12 protein-coding genes are annotated in these 17,200 nt (G+C 67.7%); 4 read left to right on the top strand and 8 right to left on the bottom strand.

All coding sequences use genetic code 11. The annotated features are described in order from the left end of the window. Positions 1 to 44 precede the first annotated feature (44 nt). Both N4261_RS02350 and N4261_RS02345 read left to right on the top strand, forming a co-directional pair. Entirely contained in the window at positions 45 to 1,493 is a 1,449-nt protein-coding gene (locus tag N4261_RS02350; RefSeq protein ID WP_261758632.1) for an aminotransferase-like domain-containing protein, read from the top strand. A gap of 57 nt (positions 1,494 to 1,550) precedes the next feature. Beyond that, positions 1,551 to 2,345 carry a fumarylacetoacetate hydrolase family protein gene (locus N4261_RS02345; RefSeq protein WP_261758631.1) on the top strand — a complete coding sequence of 265 codons (795 nt, stop codon included), beginning with the start codon at positions 1,551 to 1,553 and terminating at the stop codon, positions 2,343 to 2,345. A 316-nt stretch (positions 2,346 to 2,661) separates the two neighbouring features. Here the strand turns inward: N4261_RS02345 and N4261_RS02340 are convergent, their stop codons facing one another. Then, positions 2,662 to 4,539, bottom strand: coding sequence for an ATP-binding cassette domain-containing protein (locus N4261_RS02340; protein WP_261758630.1), 1,878 nt, complete (start codon positions 4,537 to 4,539; stop codon positions 2,662 to 2,664). A 239-nt stretch (positions 4,540 to 4,778) separates the two neighbouring features. Here N4261_RS02340 and N4261_RS02335 point away from each other — a divergent pair, with 239 nt between their 5' ends. Continuing rightward, positions 4,779 to 5,270, top strand: coding sequence for a hypothetical protein (locus N4261_RS02335; protein ID WP_261758629.1), 492 nt, complete (start codon positions 4,779 to 4,781; stop codon positions 5,268 to 5,270). Between the two features lie 176 nt (positions 5,271 to 5,446). Here N4261_RS02335 and fghA read toward each other — a convergent pair whose 3' ends face one another. From fghA to N4261_RS02300, 7 genes are all read right to left on the bottom strand, one after another. Then, a complete protein-coding gene (gene fghA, locus N4261_RS02330) occupies positions 5,447 to 6,328 on the bottom strand; it encodes an S-formylglutathione hydrolase (RefSeq protein WP_290428845.1) in 882 nt (293 codons plus the stop codon). Positions 6,329 to 6,360: 32 nt separating this feature from the next. Next, positions 6,361 to 7,356: a glutathione synthase gene (gene gshB / locus N4261_RS02325; RefSeq protein ID WP_261758628.1), complete on the bottom strand. Its 996-nt coding sequence runs from the start codon at positions 7,354 to 7,356 to the stop codon at positions 6,361 to 6,363. An 80-nt stretch (positions 7,357 to 7,436) separates the two neighbouring features. Continuing rightward, positions 7,437 to 8,609, bottom strand: coding sequence for a benzoate/H(+) symporter BenE family transporter (locus N4261_RS02320; RefSeq protein ID WP_261758627.1), 1,173 nt, complete (start codon positions 8,607 to 8,609; stop codon positions 7,437 to 7,439). 134 nt (positions 8,610 to 8,743) lie between these two features. Beyond that, positions 8,744 to 9,994: a type II toxin-antitoxin system HipA family toxin gene (locus tag N4261_RS02315; protein WP_261758626.1), complete on the bottom strand. Its 1,251-nt coding sequence runs from the start codon at positions 9,992 to 9,994 to the stop codon at positions 8,744 to 8,746. Then, entirely contained in the window at positions 9,991 to 10,377 is a 387-nt protein-coding gene (locus N4261_RS02310; protein WP_261758625.1) for a helix-turn-helix domain-containing protein, read from the bottom strand. Before N4261_RS02310 ends, N4261_RS02315 begins: the two co-directional genes overlap by 4 nt. A gap of 146 nt (positions 10,378 to 10,523) precedes the next feature. Next, positions 10,524 to 12,407, bottom strand: coding sequence for a potassium transporter Kup (locus N4261_RS02305; protein ID WP_261758624.1), 1,884 nt, complete (start codon positions 12,405 to 12,407; stop codon positions 10,524 to 10,526). 249 nt (positions 12,408 to 12,656) lie between these two features. Next, positions 12,657 to 15,635 (bottom strand): TonB-dependent receptor plug domain-containing protein, encoded by a 2,979-nt coding sequence (locus N4261_RS02300; RefSeq protein ID WP_261758623.1) that lies wholly within the window; start codon positions 15,633 to 15,635, stop codon positions 12,657 to 12,659. Positions 15,636 to 15,826: 191 nt separating this feature from the next. On the opposite strand from N4261_RS02300, the gene N4261_RS02295 reads away from it, so the two are divergent. Then, on the top strand, positions 15,827 to 16,762 hold the full coding sequence (locus N4261_RS02295; RefSeq protein ID WP_261758622.1) for a LysR family transcriptional regulator: 936 nt from the start codon (positions 15,827 to 15,829) through the stop codon (positions 16,760 to 16,762). Positions 16,763 to 17,200 lie beyond the last annotated feature (438 nt).

Genomic DNA, 17,200 nt, shown 5'->3' with positions numbered 1-17,200 from the left:
AGAACCAATACACTGGACCGCATCAGCGCTTCATCTGTATTGGCATGGATACCAGCACAGCCGCCGCGCGGACCGGTCCCTCGGTCCTGTCGCGCAATGCCAGCCAGCCGCTGGCGCAGCAACTCGCCCAACGCTTTGCGGCCCGCATCCAGCAGCGGCTGCTGCTGCCGGGCGCCCGACTGCCGTCGGTGCGGGATTGCGCCCGGCACCACGGGGTGAGTCCCTACACCGTGGTGGCGGCGTACGACCAGTTGCTGGCGCAGGGTCTGCTGGAAGCGCGCAAGAAGCGTGGGTTTTTCGTTCGCGAAACCCGACCGCAATCGATCCGCACGCCCACCGCCCACGACACGCCCGCGCAGGCACCCTTGCCGCCGCCGGTCGACGCGGGCGCGCTGATCCGCGGCATGTTCCAGGCCGATGCCCGCCGCTCGCCCGGGCTGGGCACCCTGCCGGCGGAGTGGCTGGACCTGGGGCTGCTGCAGTCGACGCTGCGGCGACTGGCCGCGCAGGCCGACGATGCCTTGCTCTCCGGCTACGGCGAGCCGCTGGGCGACGAGCGCCTGCGCCGTGCGCTGTCGCGCCGGCTGCTGGACATCGCCATCCATGCCGAGTCCGACCAGATCATGACCACCGTCGGCGCCACCCATGGGCTGGACCTGACCACCCGCGCCTTCCTCAAGCCTGGCGATGCGGTGCTGGTCGACGAACCCGGCTGGGCGATTGAATATGCGCGGCTGTCGCAGGCCGGCATGCGGCTGCTGCCGGTGCCTCGCGGCGCACAGGGCCCGGACCTGGCCGTCATGCGGCGCTTGATCGCGGAACACCAACCCCGGATGTATGTGACGGTCTCGGTGCTGCACAACCCCACCGGCGCCACGCTCAGCCTGGCCCATGCGCATCAGGTGCTGCAGATCGCGCACGAGGCCGATCTGCTGATCGTCGAGGATGACACCTACGCCCTGTTCGCGCCCAACCACGCACCGCGCCTGGCCGCGCTCGACCAGTTGCGGCGCACGCTCTACATCTCCGGTTTCTCGAAGATGCTGTCTCCGGCCTGGCGGGTGGGCTTCATCGCGGCCAGCCCGGAGCGCATTGCGCAGCTCACCGAGCTCAAGCTGCTGGCCTCGCTCACCACCAGCCCGCTGATGGATCGCGCGGTCGCGCTGTGTCTGGACCAGGGGCTGCTGAGGCGCCATGCCGAGCGGGTCGCCGCCAAGCTGGAAGCGGCCCGCCAGCGCTGTGTGCGGCTGGCTGAAGAGGCCGGCTGCCGATTCGCCGCCGCGCCTGCGGGCCTGTTCGGCTGGGTGGATGTGGGCGTCGACACCGAGCGGCTGGCCCAGCCGATGCTGGACCAGGGATGGCTGATCGCGCCGGGCATCCTGTTCAGCCCCACCCGCCAGCCGGGTACGCTGATGCGGATCAATTTCGCCACCTCGCAGGATGCGCGCTTCTGGCGAGCGCTGGAGAAGGCGCGGGACGCGTTGCGCCGCTGAAGCCCGCATCGTGGCGCCGCCCGGCGCCGGCACCTGACGCGTCTAAGATCGGCGCCCATGACGCTCCCACCCGACTCCGCCCCCACCCCCGCCCAGGCGCTCGGCGCCGCACTGGCTCAGGCCTGGACCTCTGGCACCTGCCTGGATCCGGCAGACTGGTCACTGCCCGATGAGGCGGCGGCCTATCAGGCGCAGGCCGAGTTGGCATCGGGGCTGCAGTGGCTGTCCCCGGGCCGCCCCCAGTTCTGGAAATGCGGCGGTGCCTCTCGGGACGCGGCGCTGGGCCAATCGCCGCTGGCGCCGTCCGGCGTGCGGGAAGTTCGCGGGCTGCGCAACGGGGGCGATTTCGGTGACCTGCGGCTGTTCGGTGCCGAAGCCGAAATCGCCCTGCGGCTCGGTCAGGATGTGACGCCGGAGATGGCCGCTGAACTTCGCCCGGGACAAGCCGAGCACCTCATCGATGCGATGTGCGTGAGCATCGAGTGGCTGTCCAGCCGCTGGCAGCCCGGGACGCAGCCCGACGCCCTGTTGCGTCTGGCCGATGCCCAGACGCATGGCGCGCTGGCCCTGGGTCCTTGGCAGGCCTGGACGCCCGGCCGGGACTGGTCGACGCAGGCGTGCGAGCTGCAAGCCGGTGAGGCGGCGGTGCTGGGCGGCGTGGGCGGCCATGGGCTCAATGACCCGGCGTGGGTGATGGCCGGCTGGCTGCAATTCGCCACGCGAAGGGGTCAGACCGTGCCCGCCGGCAGCGTGGTCACCACCGGGGCCTGGCGGGTCGCGAAAGACCTGGCCCCGGGCACGACGGTCACGGTGCGCTTCGCCGGTCTGGGTGAGCTCTCCGCCAGAAACTGACGGGGTCCACGCGAGGCGCGAGGCGGTGGTCTGACCGCCCGCGCCCGATCGAGCGGCAACGTCCCGCCGGTTCGCCACCGCCCTGCCGCCTCATCAGGCGTGCACCGGTCCGCATGCCCGATTCGTCTCGACTCGCCCCGGTGAGGAACGAAAACGGACGCCCCCGGTGCCTGCGTCCGCTTCACCAAAGAAAGCGAGGTCAGGCTCGAACAGATAAAACCGCGGCACTGGCCACATGGGCATCCCCCATCGATGAATGACCTCCTGGGTCACTCGCCGACAGAGAGAGTTCATGCGGGCCCGCGCCCCGCTGGGCCTACTTCGCCTCGAGCGCTTCCCAACGCTCCATCAGCGCCAGCAGCTCATCGTCGATTTCGCCAGCACGCTGGGTCACTTCAGCGATGCGGGCGGCGCCCTGCGTGTACAGCTCGCTGCCGTTGAGCAGCGCATTCAGGTGCTTCTGCTCGGTCTCCAGCGCAGCGATCTTCTTCGGCAGTTCATCGAGCTCGCGCTGTTCCTTGTAGCTGAGCTTGCGCTTGGTGGCCACCACCGGGGCCGGCGCTGGCGCCGGCGCGGCGGCGGGCGCCGGTGCGGCGGCCGGGGTCTGACGGGCTTTGATCTCCGCCGAGCGGCGGGACTGGATCAGCCAGTCCTCGATGCCGCCTTCGTACTCGCGCCAGCGGCCTTGGCCTTCGCTGACGATGGTCGAGGTGACGACGTTGTCCAGGAAACGCCGATCGTGGCTGACCAGGAACACGGTGCCTTCGTACTCGGCCAGCAGTTCCTCCAGCAGCTCCAGCGTCTCGATGTCGAGGTCGTTGGTCGGCTCATCCAGCACCAGCACATTGGCGGGACGGGCGAACAGCCGGGCCAGCAGCAGCCGGTTGCGCTCGCCACCGGAGAGGCTGGAGACCGGGGATTCCGCCCGCGCCGGTGAAAACAGGAAGTCGCTGAGGTAGCTCTTCACATGCTTGCGCTGGTTGCCGATCTCGATCCATTCGCTGCCCGGGCTGATGGTGTCGGCCAGCGTGGCATTGAGATTGAGCGCATCGCGCATCTGGTCGAAATAGGCGACCGACATCTTGGTGCCCAGCCGAACCTCGCCGCCATCGGGCGCCAGTTCGCCCAGGATCAGCTTCAGCAAGGTGGTCTTGCCCGCGCCGTTCGCGCCCACCAGGCCGACCTTGTCGCCGCGCAGCAGCGTGGCGCTGAAGTCGTCGACGATCAGGCGATCGCCGAAGCGCTTGCTGACGTTCTCCAGTTGCGCCACGATCTTGCCGCTGGATTCGCCGGTGGCCACATCCAGCCGCACCTTGCCTTGCACGTCGCGGCGCGCGGCATGCTCGGAGCGCATCTGCTGCAGCCGCTGCACACGGGCCACGCTGCGGGTCCGCCGCGCTTCCACGCCCTTGCGGATCCACACCTCTTCCTGCGCGAGCAGCTTGTCGAAGCGGGCATTCGCCAGCGCCTCGTTCTCCAGCTCATAGGCCTTGGCGGCCTGGAAGGCGGCGAAGTTGCCGGGGTAGCCGCGCAGCTGGCCGCGGTCGAGTTCGACGATGCGGTTGGCCACGTTGTCCAGGAAGGCGCGATCGTGGGTGATCAGCAGCAGCGAGCCCTTGAAGCCGTTGAGCAGCTCCTCCAGCCAACGGATGGCGTCCAGGTCCAGATGGTTGGTCGGCTCGTCCAGCAGCAGCACATCCGGCTGGGCCACCAGGGCCCGGGCCAGCGCCACCCGCTTCTTCAAGCCGCCAGAGAGCTCACCCACCAGGCGAGCGCCGTCCAGGTCCAGACGGTGCAGGGTCTCGTCGACCCGCTGCTCCCAGTTCCAGGCGCCGATCTGCTCGATGCGTTCCTGCACCCAGCCGAGGTCATCGTTCTCGTCGTGCGCCTCGTAGCGGGCGCGCAGGCTCTTGGCCTCGGCCACGCCCTCGCTGACCACGTCGAAGATGCTGGCCTCGGGCCGCAGTTCGGGCTCCTGCGGCACATAGACGCTGGTCAGGCCCTTTTCGAGTTGCAGCAGACCGTCATCGAGCTTCTCGATGCCGGCCAGGATCTTGAGCATCGACGACTTGCCGGTGCCGTTGCGGCCGATCAGACCGACCCGGTCGCCGGTCTCAAGGGAGAAATTGGCACCGTCGAGCAACGGCACGTGACCGAAGGCGAGATGGGCATTGGTGAGGGAGAGGACAGCCATCGGGCGATTGTCCCTGATGTCGGGGCCCGGGCCGCATCGGCCACGTCACAGCCGCCGTGCGTACGCCACGGGGCATCCCCGAAGCCTGCCGGGACGGCCGATCCGATAAGCTCTGCACAGACCCGTCCGCTGTCCGGACGCCAGATGAGTCGCGCCCCATGGCACCGATGACCATACCGATGACGATACCGATGACGACCCCGCCGCAATCGCCGCTGAAAGCCTCCTCGAACACCCCGATGAAACGCGTCGCCCTGGCCCTGCTGATGGCCGCCGGCGCCAGCGCGCACGCGCAAAGCGAGGCCGATCTGCTGCGCTGCCTCAACATCGCCGAGGACGGCCCTCGTCTGGCCTGCTTCGATCAGGCGGCCCGGGCGCTCAAGGACGCCCGTTCGGCCAGTCGCGCCACGGCGCCTGCCGCAGCGGCCGTCGGCACCGCGCCGACCGCTGCCGCTCCGGCCGCCCCGTCGGCAGACAACTTCGGCCAGCCCGCCCGCGCGGCCGCGGCGCCCACGGAACTCAAGAGCACGCTCACCCGCGATTTCAGCGGCTGGAACCGCAATGACCGAGTGACGCTGGCCAATGGCCAGATCTGGCAGTTGCTCGATGAGGGCACCGTCATTGCACCGCTGAAGCAACCGCAAGTCGTCATCAAACCGGGCTTCATGAGCGGCTTCTTCATGAGCATCGACGGTCTGAGCTTCCCGATCCGCGTCAAGCGCATTCAATGATCGCCCTGGGGGCCGGCGCCGTCGGGCAGCGGCGGCATATGCCCCCTGCGGCGTTCGCGGCCCGGCGCGGTGCGGCTCCACAAGGCGAAAGGCCCGCGACATGTGCGGGCCTTCTTCATCATGGACGGCGCGATCGTCGCGCCCCCGGCCCGACGGCCTGAGTACCGCGCCCGGGCTCAGAGACCCAATCGCTGGGCGTGATGCGTCAGATGGTCGTCCACCACGCTGGCAATGAAGTAGTAGCCGTGGTCGTAGCCCTCATGCCGGCGCAGTGTCAGCGGCTGTCCGATCAGCGCGCAGGCGGATTCCAGCGCCTCCGGATAAAGCTGCTCGGCCAGGAACTTGTCGCTCAGGCCCTGGTCGACCAGCACCCCCGCCGGACACGGCACCGACGTCTGCCGCTCCAGCAGCGCGCAGGCATCATGGGCCGGCCACGCCTCGCGGTCCGCCCCCAGATAGCCGGTGAACGCCTTCTCGCCCCATGGGCAGCGGCTGGGCGCGGCAATCGGTGCGATGGCCGACAGCGACGCGAACGCCCCCGGATGCCGCAAAGCCAGCGTCAACGCGCCGTGCCCGCCCATCGAATGGCCGAAGACGCCGGTGCGTGCGCGATCCAGGCCCAAGGCGCGTTGCACTTGCGGAATCAGCTCCTTCATCAGGTAGCTCTCCATGCGCCAGTGGCGAGCCCAGGGGGCCTGGGTCGCATCCAGGTAGAAACCGGCACCGAGGCCGAAGTCCCAGGCGTCGGACGCGCCTGGAATCGCCGTCACGGCCTCGCCGCGCGGGCTGGTGTCCGGCATCAGCAGGGCCAGCCCGAGTTCCGCCGCCCGGCGCTGGGCGCCCGCCTTCATCGTGAAAGTCTCTTCGGTGCAGGTCAGCCCCGCCAGAAACACCAGCAGGCCCTTTGCACCGCTCGGCGGCACGAACAGGGCGAACCGCATCGGCAATCCGATCTCGGTCGATTCGTGCCGATGGAAACGCTGCACGCCGCCGAACGAGCGGTGCTCGCTCAGCAGTTCCCAATCCCTCGTGGTGTCCATCGTCGTTGCGGTCATCATGTCAGTCGTCCTGGTCGTCCACTCCGCGCGTTTCAACGCGCCGCGCCACCAGCTGCGGCCACGCCGGCCTCCAGCGCGTCGATGAAGACGGCGGCCACATCGAAGCCGGTCTGCTGCATGATTTCCTGGAAGCAGGTGGGGCTGGTGACATTGATCTCGGTCATCTTGTCGCCGATCACATCCAGGCCCACCAGCAGCAGGCCGCGCTGCGCCAGCACGGGTGCCAGCGCCTCGGCGATGCGGCGGTCGTCGTCACTCAACGGTTGCGCCACGCCCTTGCCACCGGCGGCCAGGTTGCCGCGCACCTCGGTGCCCTGCGGAATGCGGGCCAGGCTGTAGGGCACCGGCTTGCCGCCGATCAACAGGATGCGCTTGTCGCCCTGGACGATCTCCGGCACGAAACGCTGCACCATGACCGACTGGGCACCGTTCTTGTTCAAGGTCTCGATGATGCTGCCCAGGTTCAGCGCGTCTGCCTTCACCCGGAAGATGCCCATGCCGCCCATGCCATCCAGCGGCTTGAGGATGATGTCCTGATGCTCGGCATGGAAGGCGCGGATGGCGGCCGCCGAACGCGTCACCAAGGTCGGCGAAATGAATTGGGGAAACTCGAGGATGGCCAGCTTCTCCGGATGATCGCGCAGCGCGGCCGGCTTGTTGAAGACCTTCGCGCCTTCCCGCTCGGCCTGCTCCAGCAGGTGGGTGGCATAGAAGAATTCGGAGTCGAAGGGCGGATCCTTGCGCATCAGCACCGCATCGGTGTCGGCCAGGATCAGATCCTGGGTGGCGGTCACCTCGTGCCAGACCGCCAGCTTGGTGCCGGCGGTGCTGGCCACCGCCTCGGGCGTCAGGGTGAGCTGTTTCGCGCCGTGCGCGGTGACCCGGCTGCCGCTGACCCACAGCAGGTCCGGCACCTCGCAGACCCAGAGCTCATGCCCGCGGCGTGCGGCCTCGCGCATCATCGCGAAGGTGGAGTCCTTGTAGGTGTTGAACGCGGACAGCGGATCGGCGACGAACAGGATCTTCATGGGTCAGGACTTTCTGCTTCGATGACAGGCAGCGCCGCAGGACTGGCGCCACGATCAGGAGCGCCGCGCTCAGGCGAGCCTCAGGCGGCGGAACGTCGGAAGTGTTGCACCAAAAGAGAAACCGCACCGGCGACCACGCCCCAGAATGCCGAGCCCACACCCAGCATCGTGAGGCCGGACAGCGTGACGAGGAAGGTCAGGATGGCCGCATCGCGGTGCTGCTCGTCCTTCAGTGCGGCAGACAGGCCGCCCGCGATCGTGCCTAGCAAGGCCAGGCCCGCGACTGCCGCGACCAGTTCGCGGGGGAAGGCTGTCAACAGGCCGACCACCGCGCCGCCGGCCAGGCCGATGGCGATGTAGAACACCCCCGCCATCGCGGAGGCGGTGTAGCGGCGCGTCGGATCCTCATGCGCCTCCCGGCCCATGCAGATGGCCGCGGTGATCGCCGCCAGGTTGAAGGCGTAGCCGCCGAACGGCGCGAAGACGATGGACGCCAGACCGGTGGTCGCGATGCTGGCCGACACCGGTGTCTGATAGCCCGAGGCCCGCTGAGCCGCCACGCCCGGCAGGTTCTGGGACGCCATGGTCACCAGGAACAAGGGCAGCGCCACGCCGATCAAGGCGGGCAGTGACAGACGGGGTGTGACCCACACCGGCACCGCCCATCCCCATTGGACCGCCTCCAGATGAAGCAGGCCCTGAGATGCCGCCACCACCACACCGGCCAGCAGCACCAGCGGTGTGGCATAGCGCGGCAGGAATCGGCGCGCCAGCACATAGGTCAGCGCCATGGTGAGCACCAGCGCCGGGGCGCTCTTCGTGGCCACCACCGCGTCCAGTCCGAATCGGGCCAGCACACCGGCCAGCAGCGCCGAGGCGATGGCAATGGGAATGCGGTCCATGACCCGTTCGAACCAGCGGGTGGCCCCGGCGATCAGGATCAACACGCCGCAGACGATGAAGGCCCCCACCGCCTCGGACATCGTCACCCCGGACACGCCGGCCAGGAGCGCGGCGCCGGGCGTGGACCAGGCGGTCAGCACCGGTTGCCGGGTCCACAGCGAGAGCCCGAGGCTGGTCAGGCCCATGCCCAGGCCCAGCGCCCAGATCCAGGAGCTGGTCTGGGCCGGCGTGGCGCCCAGCGCCTGCGCGGCCTGGAACACGATCGCCACCGAACTGGTGAAGCCCACCAGCACCGCGACGAAACCCGCCACCATGGCGGAGAGGGACAGGTCTTGCAGCCAGGTTTTCATGGGCGGGAGCATAAACAAGGGGCCGGGCCTTGCGGGTCGGGCCGCTTTGGGTGCAGGTGCAGGTGCAGGTGCAGGTGCGGGTGCGGGTGCGGGTGCGGGTGCAGGCTCGACTGCAAGATCGCGTGGGTGAGCGGTCAGCGTGTGTACGCCTGGCGCTGGTCGAGAAGGAAGGGACGGTCGATCTGCTGCGACAGGTGGGCGATGTCCTGGTCCGACACGCCGAGCGATCGGAAATGCGCCTGCCAGCCCGCCACGACCTGCGACACCTCGCGCACGAGGTCCTGCGCTTCGTCCGGAGTCAAACCGAATTGCCTCGATTCGGAGAGCGCGTTCGACAAGCTGGCGTCGTGCCCATCGCGGCCGACGCGCATCTGCTGATAGCCGAGCGCCTGCCCGGTGGGCAGCACGTCGAAGGCAGGCGAGAGACGCCAGGCGCCGGTGTCCTCGGCCAAAAGCACGTGGTTGCGTTCGTGATCGTCGGTGTTGTCGAGCAGGATGTTGGCCACCATTCGGCGGAAGAGTTCCTTCATGTCGGCACCGCGCGCGTGGGCATCGGTGGGCCCGATGCGCCGCAGCAGCTGGGCCAGTTCCGGATAGCCGAATTCCTGCCCCGCCGCCCGCAGCGCCACACCGGCGGACACGGCGTGGATGCGGCCCTGCGGCGAGCGGTCGAAGCGTTTGATCGCGACCGCGTGGCCGCGGCCGGCCAAAGCAATGGCAAAGGATTCCGCCACCTGGATACCGGCCTGGCGACACAGCGTCATGCTGGCATGCTCCACCAGCGGCGAGTCGAAGTCCTCACCGGGTTCTGAGAATTTCACCACCCACTGGCTGCCCTGCGCCTGCATCAAGCCCTTGGGACGCGCGCCGCCCATCGTCACGCCCGGGGCGATCAGACGCCGCTGTTGCTCCGCCACCGGCTCGCCGGAGAAGATCCGCTGCACCAGGAGTTCCATGTCGCCCACGTCGCGCAGCTGCGGCAGCGGCCCGAGCCGGCGCGGCAGATAGGTCTCGCGGGACACCGACACCCCGAGCGCACCGAAGCGCTCATCCCCGCAGTACCAGAGCAGGTCGAGCAAGGCGCGCCGCGGCGGCTTGTCCAGATAGGCGATCACGCGCTCGCCCCAACGGTCGGGACGGGCGTCGTCCACCGCGCCGGCGGCGGTCTCCTTGGCCCGAGGCAGGTGCTCTCCGGTCGTCAGCGGGAGGTCTTCGCTCAATGCGAAGCCGGAGCGGATCCATGAATCGTCATAGCGCAGCGACACGCCCTTGAGTGACCGGGCCATCATCAGCTCGCCGACATAGCGCGGGCGCTCGGGAACACCCAGCCACCAGAGGTAGAGCCGGTCGCCGGGTTGGTAGTCGGCCACGCTGAATCCGGTCATGGCTTGTCTCCCGCAGCGGGGGACGGCGACGCCAACCCCGCCAGGCGTTCCTCGATGGTCATCTTCTTGCGCACCGAACGCCGCAGTGCCGCGCGCACCGCCTCTTCCAGCGCGCCCAGGTCATGTTCAGGCGCGGCCAGCGTGGGCAGTTGGGCATCTCGGGCGATCAGCCACAGGGCCGTTGCATACACGCCCATCGCCACGCTGGGGTCGCCCCGCTCCATGCGTGCCAGCGTCGGTTCGGACACGCCGATCCGCTGCGCCCAGTCCTTCATCGATTCGCGGCGGCGCTTGCGCGCAATGGCCAGGTTCTCGCCCAGCTCACTCAGGTGAACCTGGACGACGGCGGGCAGCTGGTCGATGGCGGAGGAACGCTTCGGCATACATATATATTAGTACAAACGAAGATTCGACCCTTCATATGTGGTCTCGACATCCGGCGACGGCCGACGACACTTCGCTCGATCAGGGCACGGCGGCAACGCCGTACGCGGCGGGCCAAGCGGGCGCCACGGCCCGCGCCACCCGATCAGATCTCGACCTTTGACCCCAGCTCCACGATCCGGTTGGTCGGCAGGTGAAGGAAGTCCGCGGCAGCGGCGGCGTTGCGGTGCATGCTGGCGAACAGCTTCTCACGCCACAGGGCCATGCCGGAGCCGATCGTCGGGATGACGATGTCGCGCGACAGGAAATAGCTGGTCTCCATCTCGTCCAGATGCACACCGCGCTCTTCCAGCAGCTTCAGCGCGTCGGGCACGTCGGGTTCGTTCTTGAAGCCGAAATGCAGCACCACCTGCCAGCAGTCGTTCTCCAGGCTCTCCACCTCCACCCGCTGCTCGAAGCCGATCCAGGGCACCTCGTGATGCTTGACGCTGACGAACAGGTTTTGCTCATGCAGCACCTTGTTGTGCTTGAGGTTGTGCAGCAGCGCATTGGGCGTGACGCCCTCCTCGGCCGACAGGAACACCGCCGTGCCGCTCACCCGCGTGGGCGGATTGATGAAGACCGCGCCCAGGAAGCTCTTCAGGTCGATCGCATCCTCGCGCAGCTTGTTGGACAGCAGCCGCCGGCCCTGCTTCCAGGTCAGCATCAGGGTGAACATGCCCACGCCGATCAGCAGCGGGAACCAGCCGCCGTGCGCCACCTTCAGCAGGTTGGACGCGAGGAACGTGGCGTCAATGACGAAGAACACGCCGGTCGCCGCCAGGCACAGCGCCAGCGGATAGCGCCAGCCGAACCGGATGACGAAGAAGGTCATCACCGTGGTGATGGTCATGTCGATGGTCACCGCCACGCCGTAGGCGCCCGCCAGCTTGCTGGACGATCCGAAGAACGCCACCGCCACCACCACGAACGCGAACAGGCCCCAGTTCACGAACGGGACATAGATCTGACCGATGTCCCGCACCGAGGTGTGCACGATGCGCATGCGCGGCAGCAGGCCCAGTTGCACCGCCTGCTTGGTGACCGAGAACGCGGCCGTGATCAGCGCCTGCGACGCCACAACCGCCGCCAGCGTGGCCAGACCGAACAGCGGAATCTCCGCCCAGGACGGCGCAATCAGGAAGAACGGATTCTTGATCGCCTCCGGGCGATCCAGCAGCATCGCGCCCTGGCCGAAGTAATTGAGCGTCAGCGCCGGCATCACAAAGCCGTACCAGGCGATGCGGATCGGCTTCTTGCCGAAGTGCCCGAGGTCGGCATAGAGCGCCTCGCCGCCGGTCACCACCAGCACCACCGCACCCAGCGCCACGAACGCCACCCAGCCGTAATGCAGGCAGAACTGGATCGCATAGATCGGGTTGACCGCGGTGAGCACATGCGGGTTGTCGATGATCTTCGGAATGCCCAGCGCGGCGAGCGCGGCAAACCACACCAGCATCACCGGACCGAAGGCCTTGCCCACGCCGCTGGTGCCGAATCGCTGCACCGCGAACAGGCCGGCCAGCACCACCAGGGTCACCGGCACGATCGCATCGTGGTATTGCGGCGCATAGACATCGATGCCTTCGACCGCGCCCAGCACCGTCATCGCGGGCGTGATCACCGCATCACCGAAGAAGATGGCCGTGCCGAACAGCCCCAACAGCATCAGGCCACGCCGCAGCGCGGGCTTGTGGCTGACCGCCGTGGTCGCCAGGGCCAGCATCGCGATCAGGCCGCCTTCGCCGTTGTTGTCCGCCCGAAGGATCAACAGCACGTATTTGAAGGACACCACCACCGTCATCGTCCAGAACAGCAAGGACAGGACACCGAGGATGTTGTCGTGGGTCAGCGGCACATGGCCGCCGTGGAAAACCTCTTTCAGCGCATAGAGCGGGCTGGTGCCGATGTCGCCGTAGACGACGCCCAGAGCGCCAATGGTCAGGCCCGCCAAGGCCGAAGGGGAGCGGGCCGCTTGGTGTGAACTCACGAAAGTCACGCGCGACCTGTTGGAAGGTCGCGGGAAGTCGAAAGTGCGTATTGTGTGCCGCCTATTGTGCGGTGCGTCAATTTCGCCACGCCGACGTTGCGGGAGCGGCCTTGACTGGCACGCCGGACTGCGCTTGCGCCGCCCGCACACCGTCCGGCCGCCCTGCCGACGCCCTCCACCCGTCCGCCAGGCATCCGGCAGGCATCCGGCAGGGGCCCCCACGGCCAAGGCCGCGGGGGCGTAGGCGTCCTACTTGAACACGTAGTTCGCGTTGAGCGAGAAGCGACGGCCCAGCAGCCCCTGGGTGCCGCTGTCGTAGTAGGAGAACACTGTCGGGATGCCGCTGGCGCGGTTGTAGTCGTTGAACAGGTTCATCACGCTGGCCGACAGCGTCAGACCCTTGTAGCCGCTGTAGCCCAGACCGAAATCGATGGTCCGTTCACGACCGACCCGGCAGCGACCCAGGTTGGACAGGAAGGCCCGTTGCGCCGCGGTCAGCGAGGCGCAGGTGGTCGTCGACAGCGGATCGGCATGGTTGACCCGCAGCCAGGCGCGCCAGGCGTCGGTGTCCCACTTGAAGGTGGCGCTGGCGCGGGTCTTGGTGATGTCCGACGTGGTGGTTCCCACCTGATGCTGCACCGCCTGACCCTTGACGATCAGCTGGTCATAACGCGCGGTGTAGGTGCCCTGCACGTTCATGCTGAACTTGCCGTAGGCGGTGGGCGGCAGGCGCAGGTTCAGGTCGTAGTCCAGGCCGGAGGTCTTGGTCCACTCGTTGTTCCCGTATTGCCGGATCAGCATGATGATCGGCCCGCTGTTGGCCACACCGGGCAGCCAGGTTTCCGGATTGGGATCGCGCACCACCTGGCCCCCGGTCGAGGCCGGATCGGCGGTGTAGTCGTCCATGATGTCCACGCCGCGCTGGGAGCGGATCTCATTGCGGCGGTGGAAGTACCAGCCGTCGATGGCGAAGTCGGCCCACTGGCTGGGCGTCATGATGAAGCCCAGGGTGAACGACCGCGACTTCTCCGGCTGCAGGTTCGAATTGGCGCTGATGACGGTCGGAATGCTGCCGGGGCTGGTGGTGCCGCTGGGCACGGCCGTGAAGCCCAGCACATTGCAGTCGCGGTTGTTGGACACCGCCGCCCTGCTGACCGGCGAGCCGCTGCTCAGGTCGCAGCGCAGCGGATCGTAGACACGGCGTTCCTGGAAGCTGTGGAAGGACAGGGCGAAGGAATCGCCGATCTGCGAGATGGCCGGCGCGCGGAAGCCGGTGGCCGCCGTACCGCGGAAGGCCATGATCGAGGGCAGCGCCGACCACTTGAAGCCCAGCTTGCCGGTGGTGCTGTTGCCGAAGTCGCTGTAGCGCTCATAGCGGGTCGCGGCCTGCAGCTCGAGCTGCTTGACCACCGGCAGGCTCAGTTCAGCGAAGCCGGCATAGGAGGTGCGGCTGCCCGACGCGCCGTTGGCCACCAGGCCGATGTAGTCGCCGGTCTGGTAGATATCGTCCGGCGTGGCTGTCAGCTTCTCATGGCGCACTTCGGTGCCCAGCGCAATCGCCGCGCGACCGCCGGGCAGCGAGAACAGCTCGCGGCTGCCGCGCAGGTCCCACGAAGTGATGGTGGATTTGCCCTCGTTGTAGGCGGTGGACGAGACGCTGTTGATCGCCTCCTTGCTGTTCACGCCGCCGAAGCGGTAGCTGCCCGAGGCAATCGCCGCATTCAGCAGCGAGCTGCGCACCCGGCCTTCCTGATAGCGCTCGTTCTTCTGCTCGCTGTAGAGGACGGCGGTGTCGAAGTCCCAGCCGAAGGCGCTGCCCTCCACGCCGCCGGTGAAGCGGGTGGCGCGCAGGATGTTGATGTCGGCCAGCGGCAGGTCTTCGAAGCGATAGATCAGCTGGACCGGCTGCGCGTTGGCGGTGCCGTTGGTCGGATTGTCCGGATGCCCCACCGGCAGGATGATCGCGTTCTGACGCAGGAAGCTGCCATCGAGCTTGGGCCAGGTGGTGGCCACCGGATTGCCGCTGGTGACCAGCGAGGTGGTCATTGCATACGGGGCTCGGGTCTCGTTGGTCTTGGTCCGCGAAAGCATCAGGTCCGCATAGGCGGTGAGGCTGTCGTTGATCACATAGGTGCCGCGCACCATGCCGCTCTGGCGGTCCTGCGCGGCGATGGCCTCATCCGCGTTGTCCAGGTTGAACCGGCACAGGCCGGTGGGCAGCGAGGCGGTGGTGGCGGCGAAGCCCGCCGGCCGGTTCGGCACGCCCTGGCCCACGGTGCGATCGGCCGGGCAGCCCGACAGCGTGCCCAGGTAGTTGGTGCCGGACAGGCTGCTGTTGGCGGTCGAGATCCCATTGATGACGGTGCTGCCGCTCAGGCTGGTCGGCACCCGATAGTAGTTCCCGTAGAACGAGGCGCTGGAGTCGGGCGTGAAACGCGCCAGCGAGCCGTTGGAGGTCAGGTACTGGTTTTGCAGCGCGAGGTTGCCCCGGTCCTTGAGCTCGCTGGCCATCACGTTGTCACGCTTGGACACCTCGATGCCGCCAAACACGTTGAAGCGCTGCGTGTCCAGATTGCCGAAGCCGAACGTCAGCCCGCCGGTTCGAGTCGCCCCCACGCCGCGGTCGTTGGCGGTGTAGGAGGCACTGCCCTCCACGCCCTGATAGTCCTTGCGCAGCACGTAATTGATCACGCCCGCCATGGCGTCGGACCCGTACAGCGCCGACGCCCCATCCTTCAGAATGTCGATCCGTTCGATCGCCTCCTTCGGGATGGTGTTGACGTTGATCATGGTGCCGCGACCGAAGTTCACATCGACCGCCGCCAGCGGCGCCGTGCGGCGGCCGTTGATCAGGATCAGCGTGCCCTGGGAGCCGAAGCCGCGCAGCGAGATGGTCGACACCCCGCCGACGAAGCCCGAGGCTGCGCCGTCGCCGATGGAGCCCAGGTCGACCGCGGAATTGGCCCGCAGCAATTCTTCGACGTTGGCGTAACCGGAGGTGCGGATCTGCTCGCGGGTGATGGACTGGACGACGGACGGCGTCTCGCGATCGGTGCGCTTGATCAATGATCCGGTCACCTCCACGCGTTCGAGCTTCTTGGCGTCTTCCGCCTCGGCGGACGGGGGGGTGGACTGGGCATGAGCCTGGCTTGCCAGCATCAACGCCGCAAACGCGGTCCAATGCAGGCGAGACGGGCGCACGGGTGCTGGGACAAAACGACGAACCATTCGAGACACTCCTGTGGTTTCAATGTGGTGCAGGGAGGAGGCGCCCCAGCGCGGTGATGACAGGCTGGTGACAGTCAAGGTAAAGATCCATTGCCCAGCCGTTATGAAGCTTTATTGGTTCTCTTATTTTTTTGGTTATGACTGACGCAACACACTCACCGGAGAGCGCCGAGCAGTTCGTGATTCGTCGCATGAGTCTTCGTCATGCGCGGGTGCTGCTGGCGCTTCACGACACCGGCAATGCCAGTCTGGCGGCGGAACTGCTGCATGTGACGCAACCGGCGGTGAGCAAGACGCTGGCGGAACTGGAGCAGGGGCTGGGACAAACCCTCTTCCTGCGGCGCGGACGCAACATGCACATCACACCGATCGGTCGACGGCTGCTGTCGCTGGCCAGAAAGATCGAAGCAGACTTGCATCGCGCCGCCGGCGATGTCGCCACCATGGTGCGTGGCGCCTCCGGAGAGCTCCGCATTGGTGCCACCAATGCCGCGCTGGCGCGCCTGCTGCCGACGGCCATCACCTCGATGAAGGCGGAGTTCCCGCAGCTCACCCTCAGCGTGCGCACCCATGCGCTGCGCTCGCTGTTCGACGACCTGCTGGCCGGCCGGCTGGACATGGTCATCGCCCGCGTCATGCCGCAGGACGAGCCGCTGGGCCTGCAGCGCCATCCGCTGATCGACCAACCCGAACGGCTGACGATGAGCGCGCATCACCCGCTGGCCCGCACCCCCCACCTGAGCTGGGAGACCCTGAGCCGCCAGCGCTGGATCTGGCATCTGCCGGGCACCCGGACCCGCATGCTGATGGACCGGCTGTGGCAGCGCATGCAGCTGCCGCTGCCCACCGACCTGATCGAAAGCGGCGACCTGATGCTGGCGCTCAAACTGATGCGGCAGATCCCGCTGATCGCGGTCGTCCCGCACGATGTGGCGATGAATGCCGCACGCGACGGCACCGTGGTGATCCTGCCCCATGACGTCAACCTGGGCCTGGGACCGCTCTCGGCCTGGCACCTGCCCGACACGCCCAGTGAAGCCGTCGAGCGCTTTCAGCAGCTGCTGGAGGATGCGGCGAGACAGGCGCGCGGTGCGGACGTCGCCGCGCCCCCGAGCATCGAGGACTGACGGCCCCGCGCACGGCACCCGCGCTCGGCACCCAGACGAAGCGCGGCGGCTCCGTTGTCGGCTGAACTGAGGCCGGAGCCGGACGACTCAATGGGCTTGACCACCTCGTCGAGTCGCCATGTCCCTGTTCACTTCGATCGCTCGGCTCTTTGCCTGCCACAGCTCTCCGAAAGCCGGCACATCTGACCCGAGAGCGCCCGATTGGTACACCGATCACCATATTCAAGCGCAACGGCTGTTCTGGGAGCCATCGGTGTCGCCTTCATCGCCCCCATCGCCTTCATCGCCTTCATCGCCGAACGGCAGCCCGAGCCGGTGTCAACTGGTCAGCGTGTCTCCTCAGACCTTGTTGAGCCGGGCGCCGCAAACACCGAACGAGCAACTGCATTGGGCCAGGCAGCTGGCGCAGGAGAACGTAGGGCTGATCATCGACCTCAC

The organism is Roseateles amylovorans (genome assembly GCF_025398155.2).
GTDB classification, from domain to species: domain Bacteria; phylum Pseudomonadota; class Gammaproteobacteria; order Burkholderiales; family Burkholderiaceae_C; genus Roseateles; species Roseateles amylovorans.
Note: the sequence above shows the minus strand (reverse complement) of the source record. Positions and strands in the feature narration are given on the sequence as shown.

Bases quoted from the DNA above. Each gene is read 5' to 3' on its own strand.
- N4261_RS02350 (WP_261758632.1), top strand. From the start codon at position 45: ATGGATACCAGCACAGCCGCCGCGCGGACCGGTCCCTCGGTCCTGTCG.
- N4261_RS02345 (WP_261758631.1), top strand. From the start codon at position 1,551: ATGACGCTCCCACCCGACTCCGCCCCCACCCCCGCCCAGGCGCTCGGC.
- N4261_RS02340 (WP_261758630.1), bottom strand. From the start codon at position 4,539: ATGGCTGTCCTCTCCCTCACCAATGCCCATCTCGCCTTCGGTCACGTG.
- N4261_RS02335 (WP_261758629.1), top strand. From the start codon at position 4,779: ATGAAACGCGTCGCCCTGGCCCTGCTGATGGCCGCCGGCGCCAGCGCG.
- fghA (WP_290428845.1), bottom strand. From the start codon at position 6,328: ATGATGACCGCAACGACGATGGACACCACGAGGGATTGGGAACTGCTG.
- gshB (WP_261758628.1), bottom strand. From the start codon at position 7,356: ATGAAGATCCTGTTCGTCGCCGATCCGCTGTCCGCGTTCAACACCTAC.
- N4261_RS02320 (WP_261758627.1), bottom strand. From the start codon at position 8,609: ATGAAAACCTGGCTGCAAGACCTGTCCCTCTCCGCCATGGTGGCGGGT.
- N4261_RS02315 (WP_261758626.1), bottom strand. From the start codon at position 9,994: ATGACCGGATTCAGCGTGGCCGACTACCAACCCGGCGACCGGCTCTAC.
- N4261_RS02310 (WP_261758625.1), bottom strand. From the start codon at position 10,377: ATGCCGAAGCGTTCCTCCGCCATCGACCAGCTGCCCGCCGTCGTCCAG.
- N4261_RS02300 (WP_261758623.1), bottom strand. From the start codon at position 15,635: ATGGTTCGTCGTTTTGTCCCAGCACCCGTGCGCCCGTCTCGCCTGCAT.
- N4261_RS02295 (WP_261758622.1), top strand. From the start codon at position 15,827: ATGAGTCTTCGTCATGCGCGGGTGCTGCTGGCGCTTCACGACACCGGC.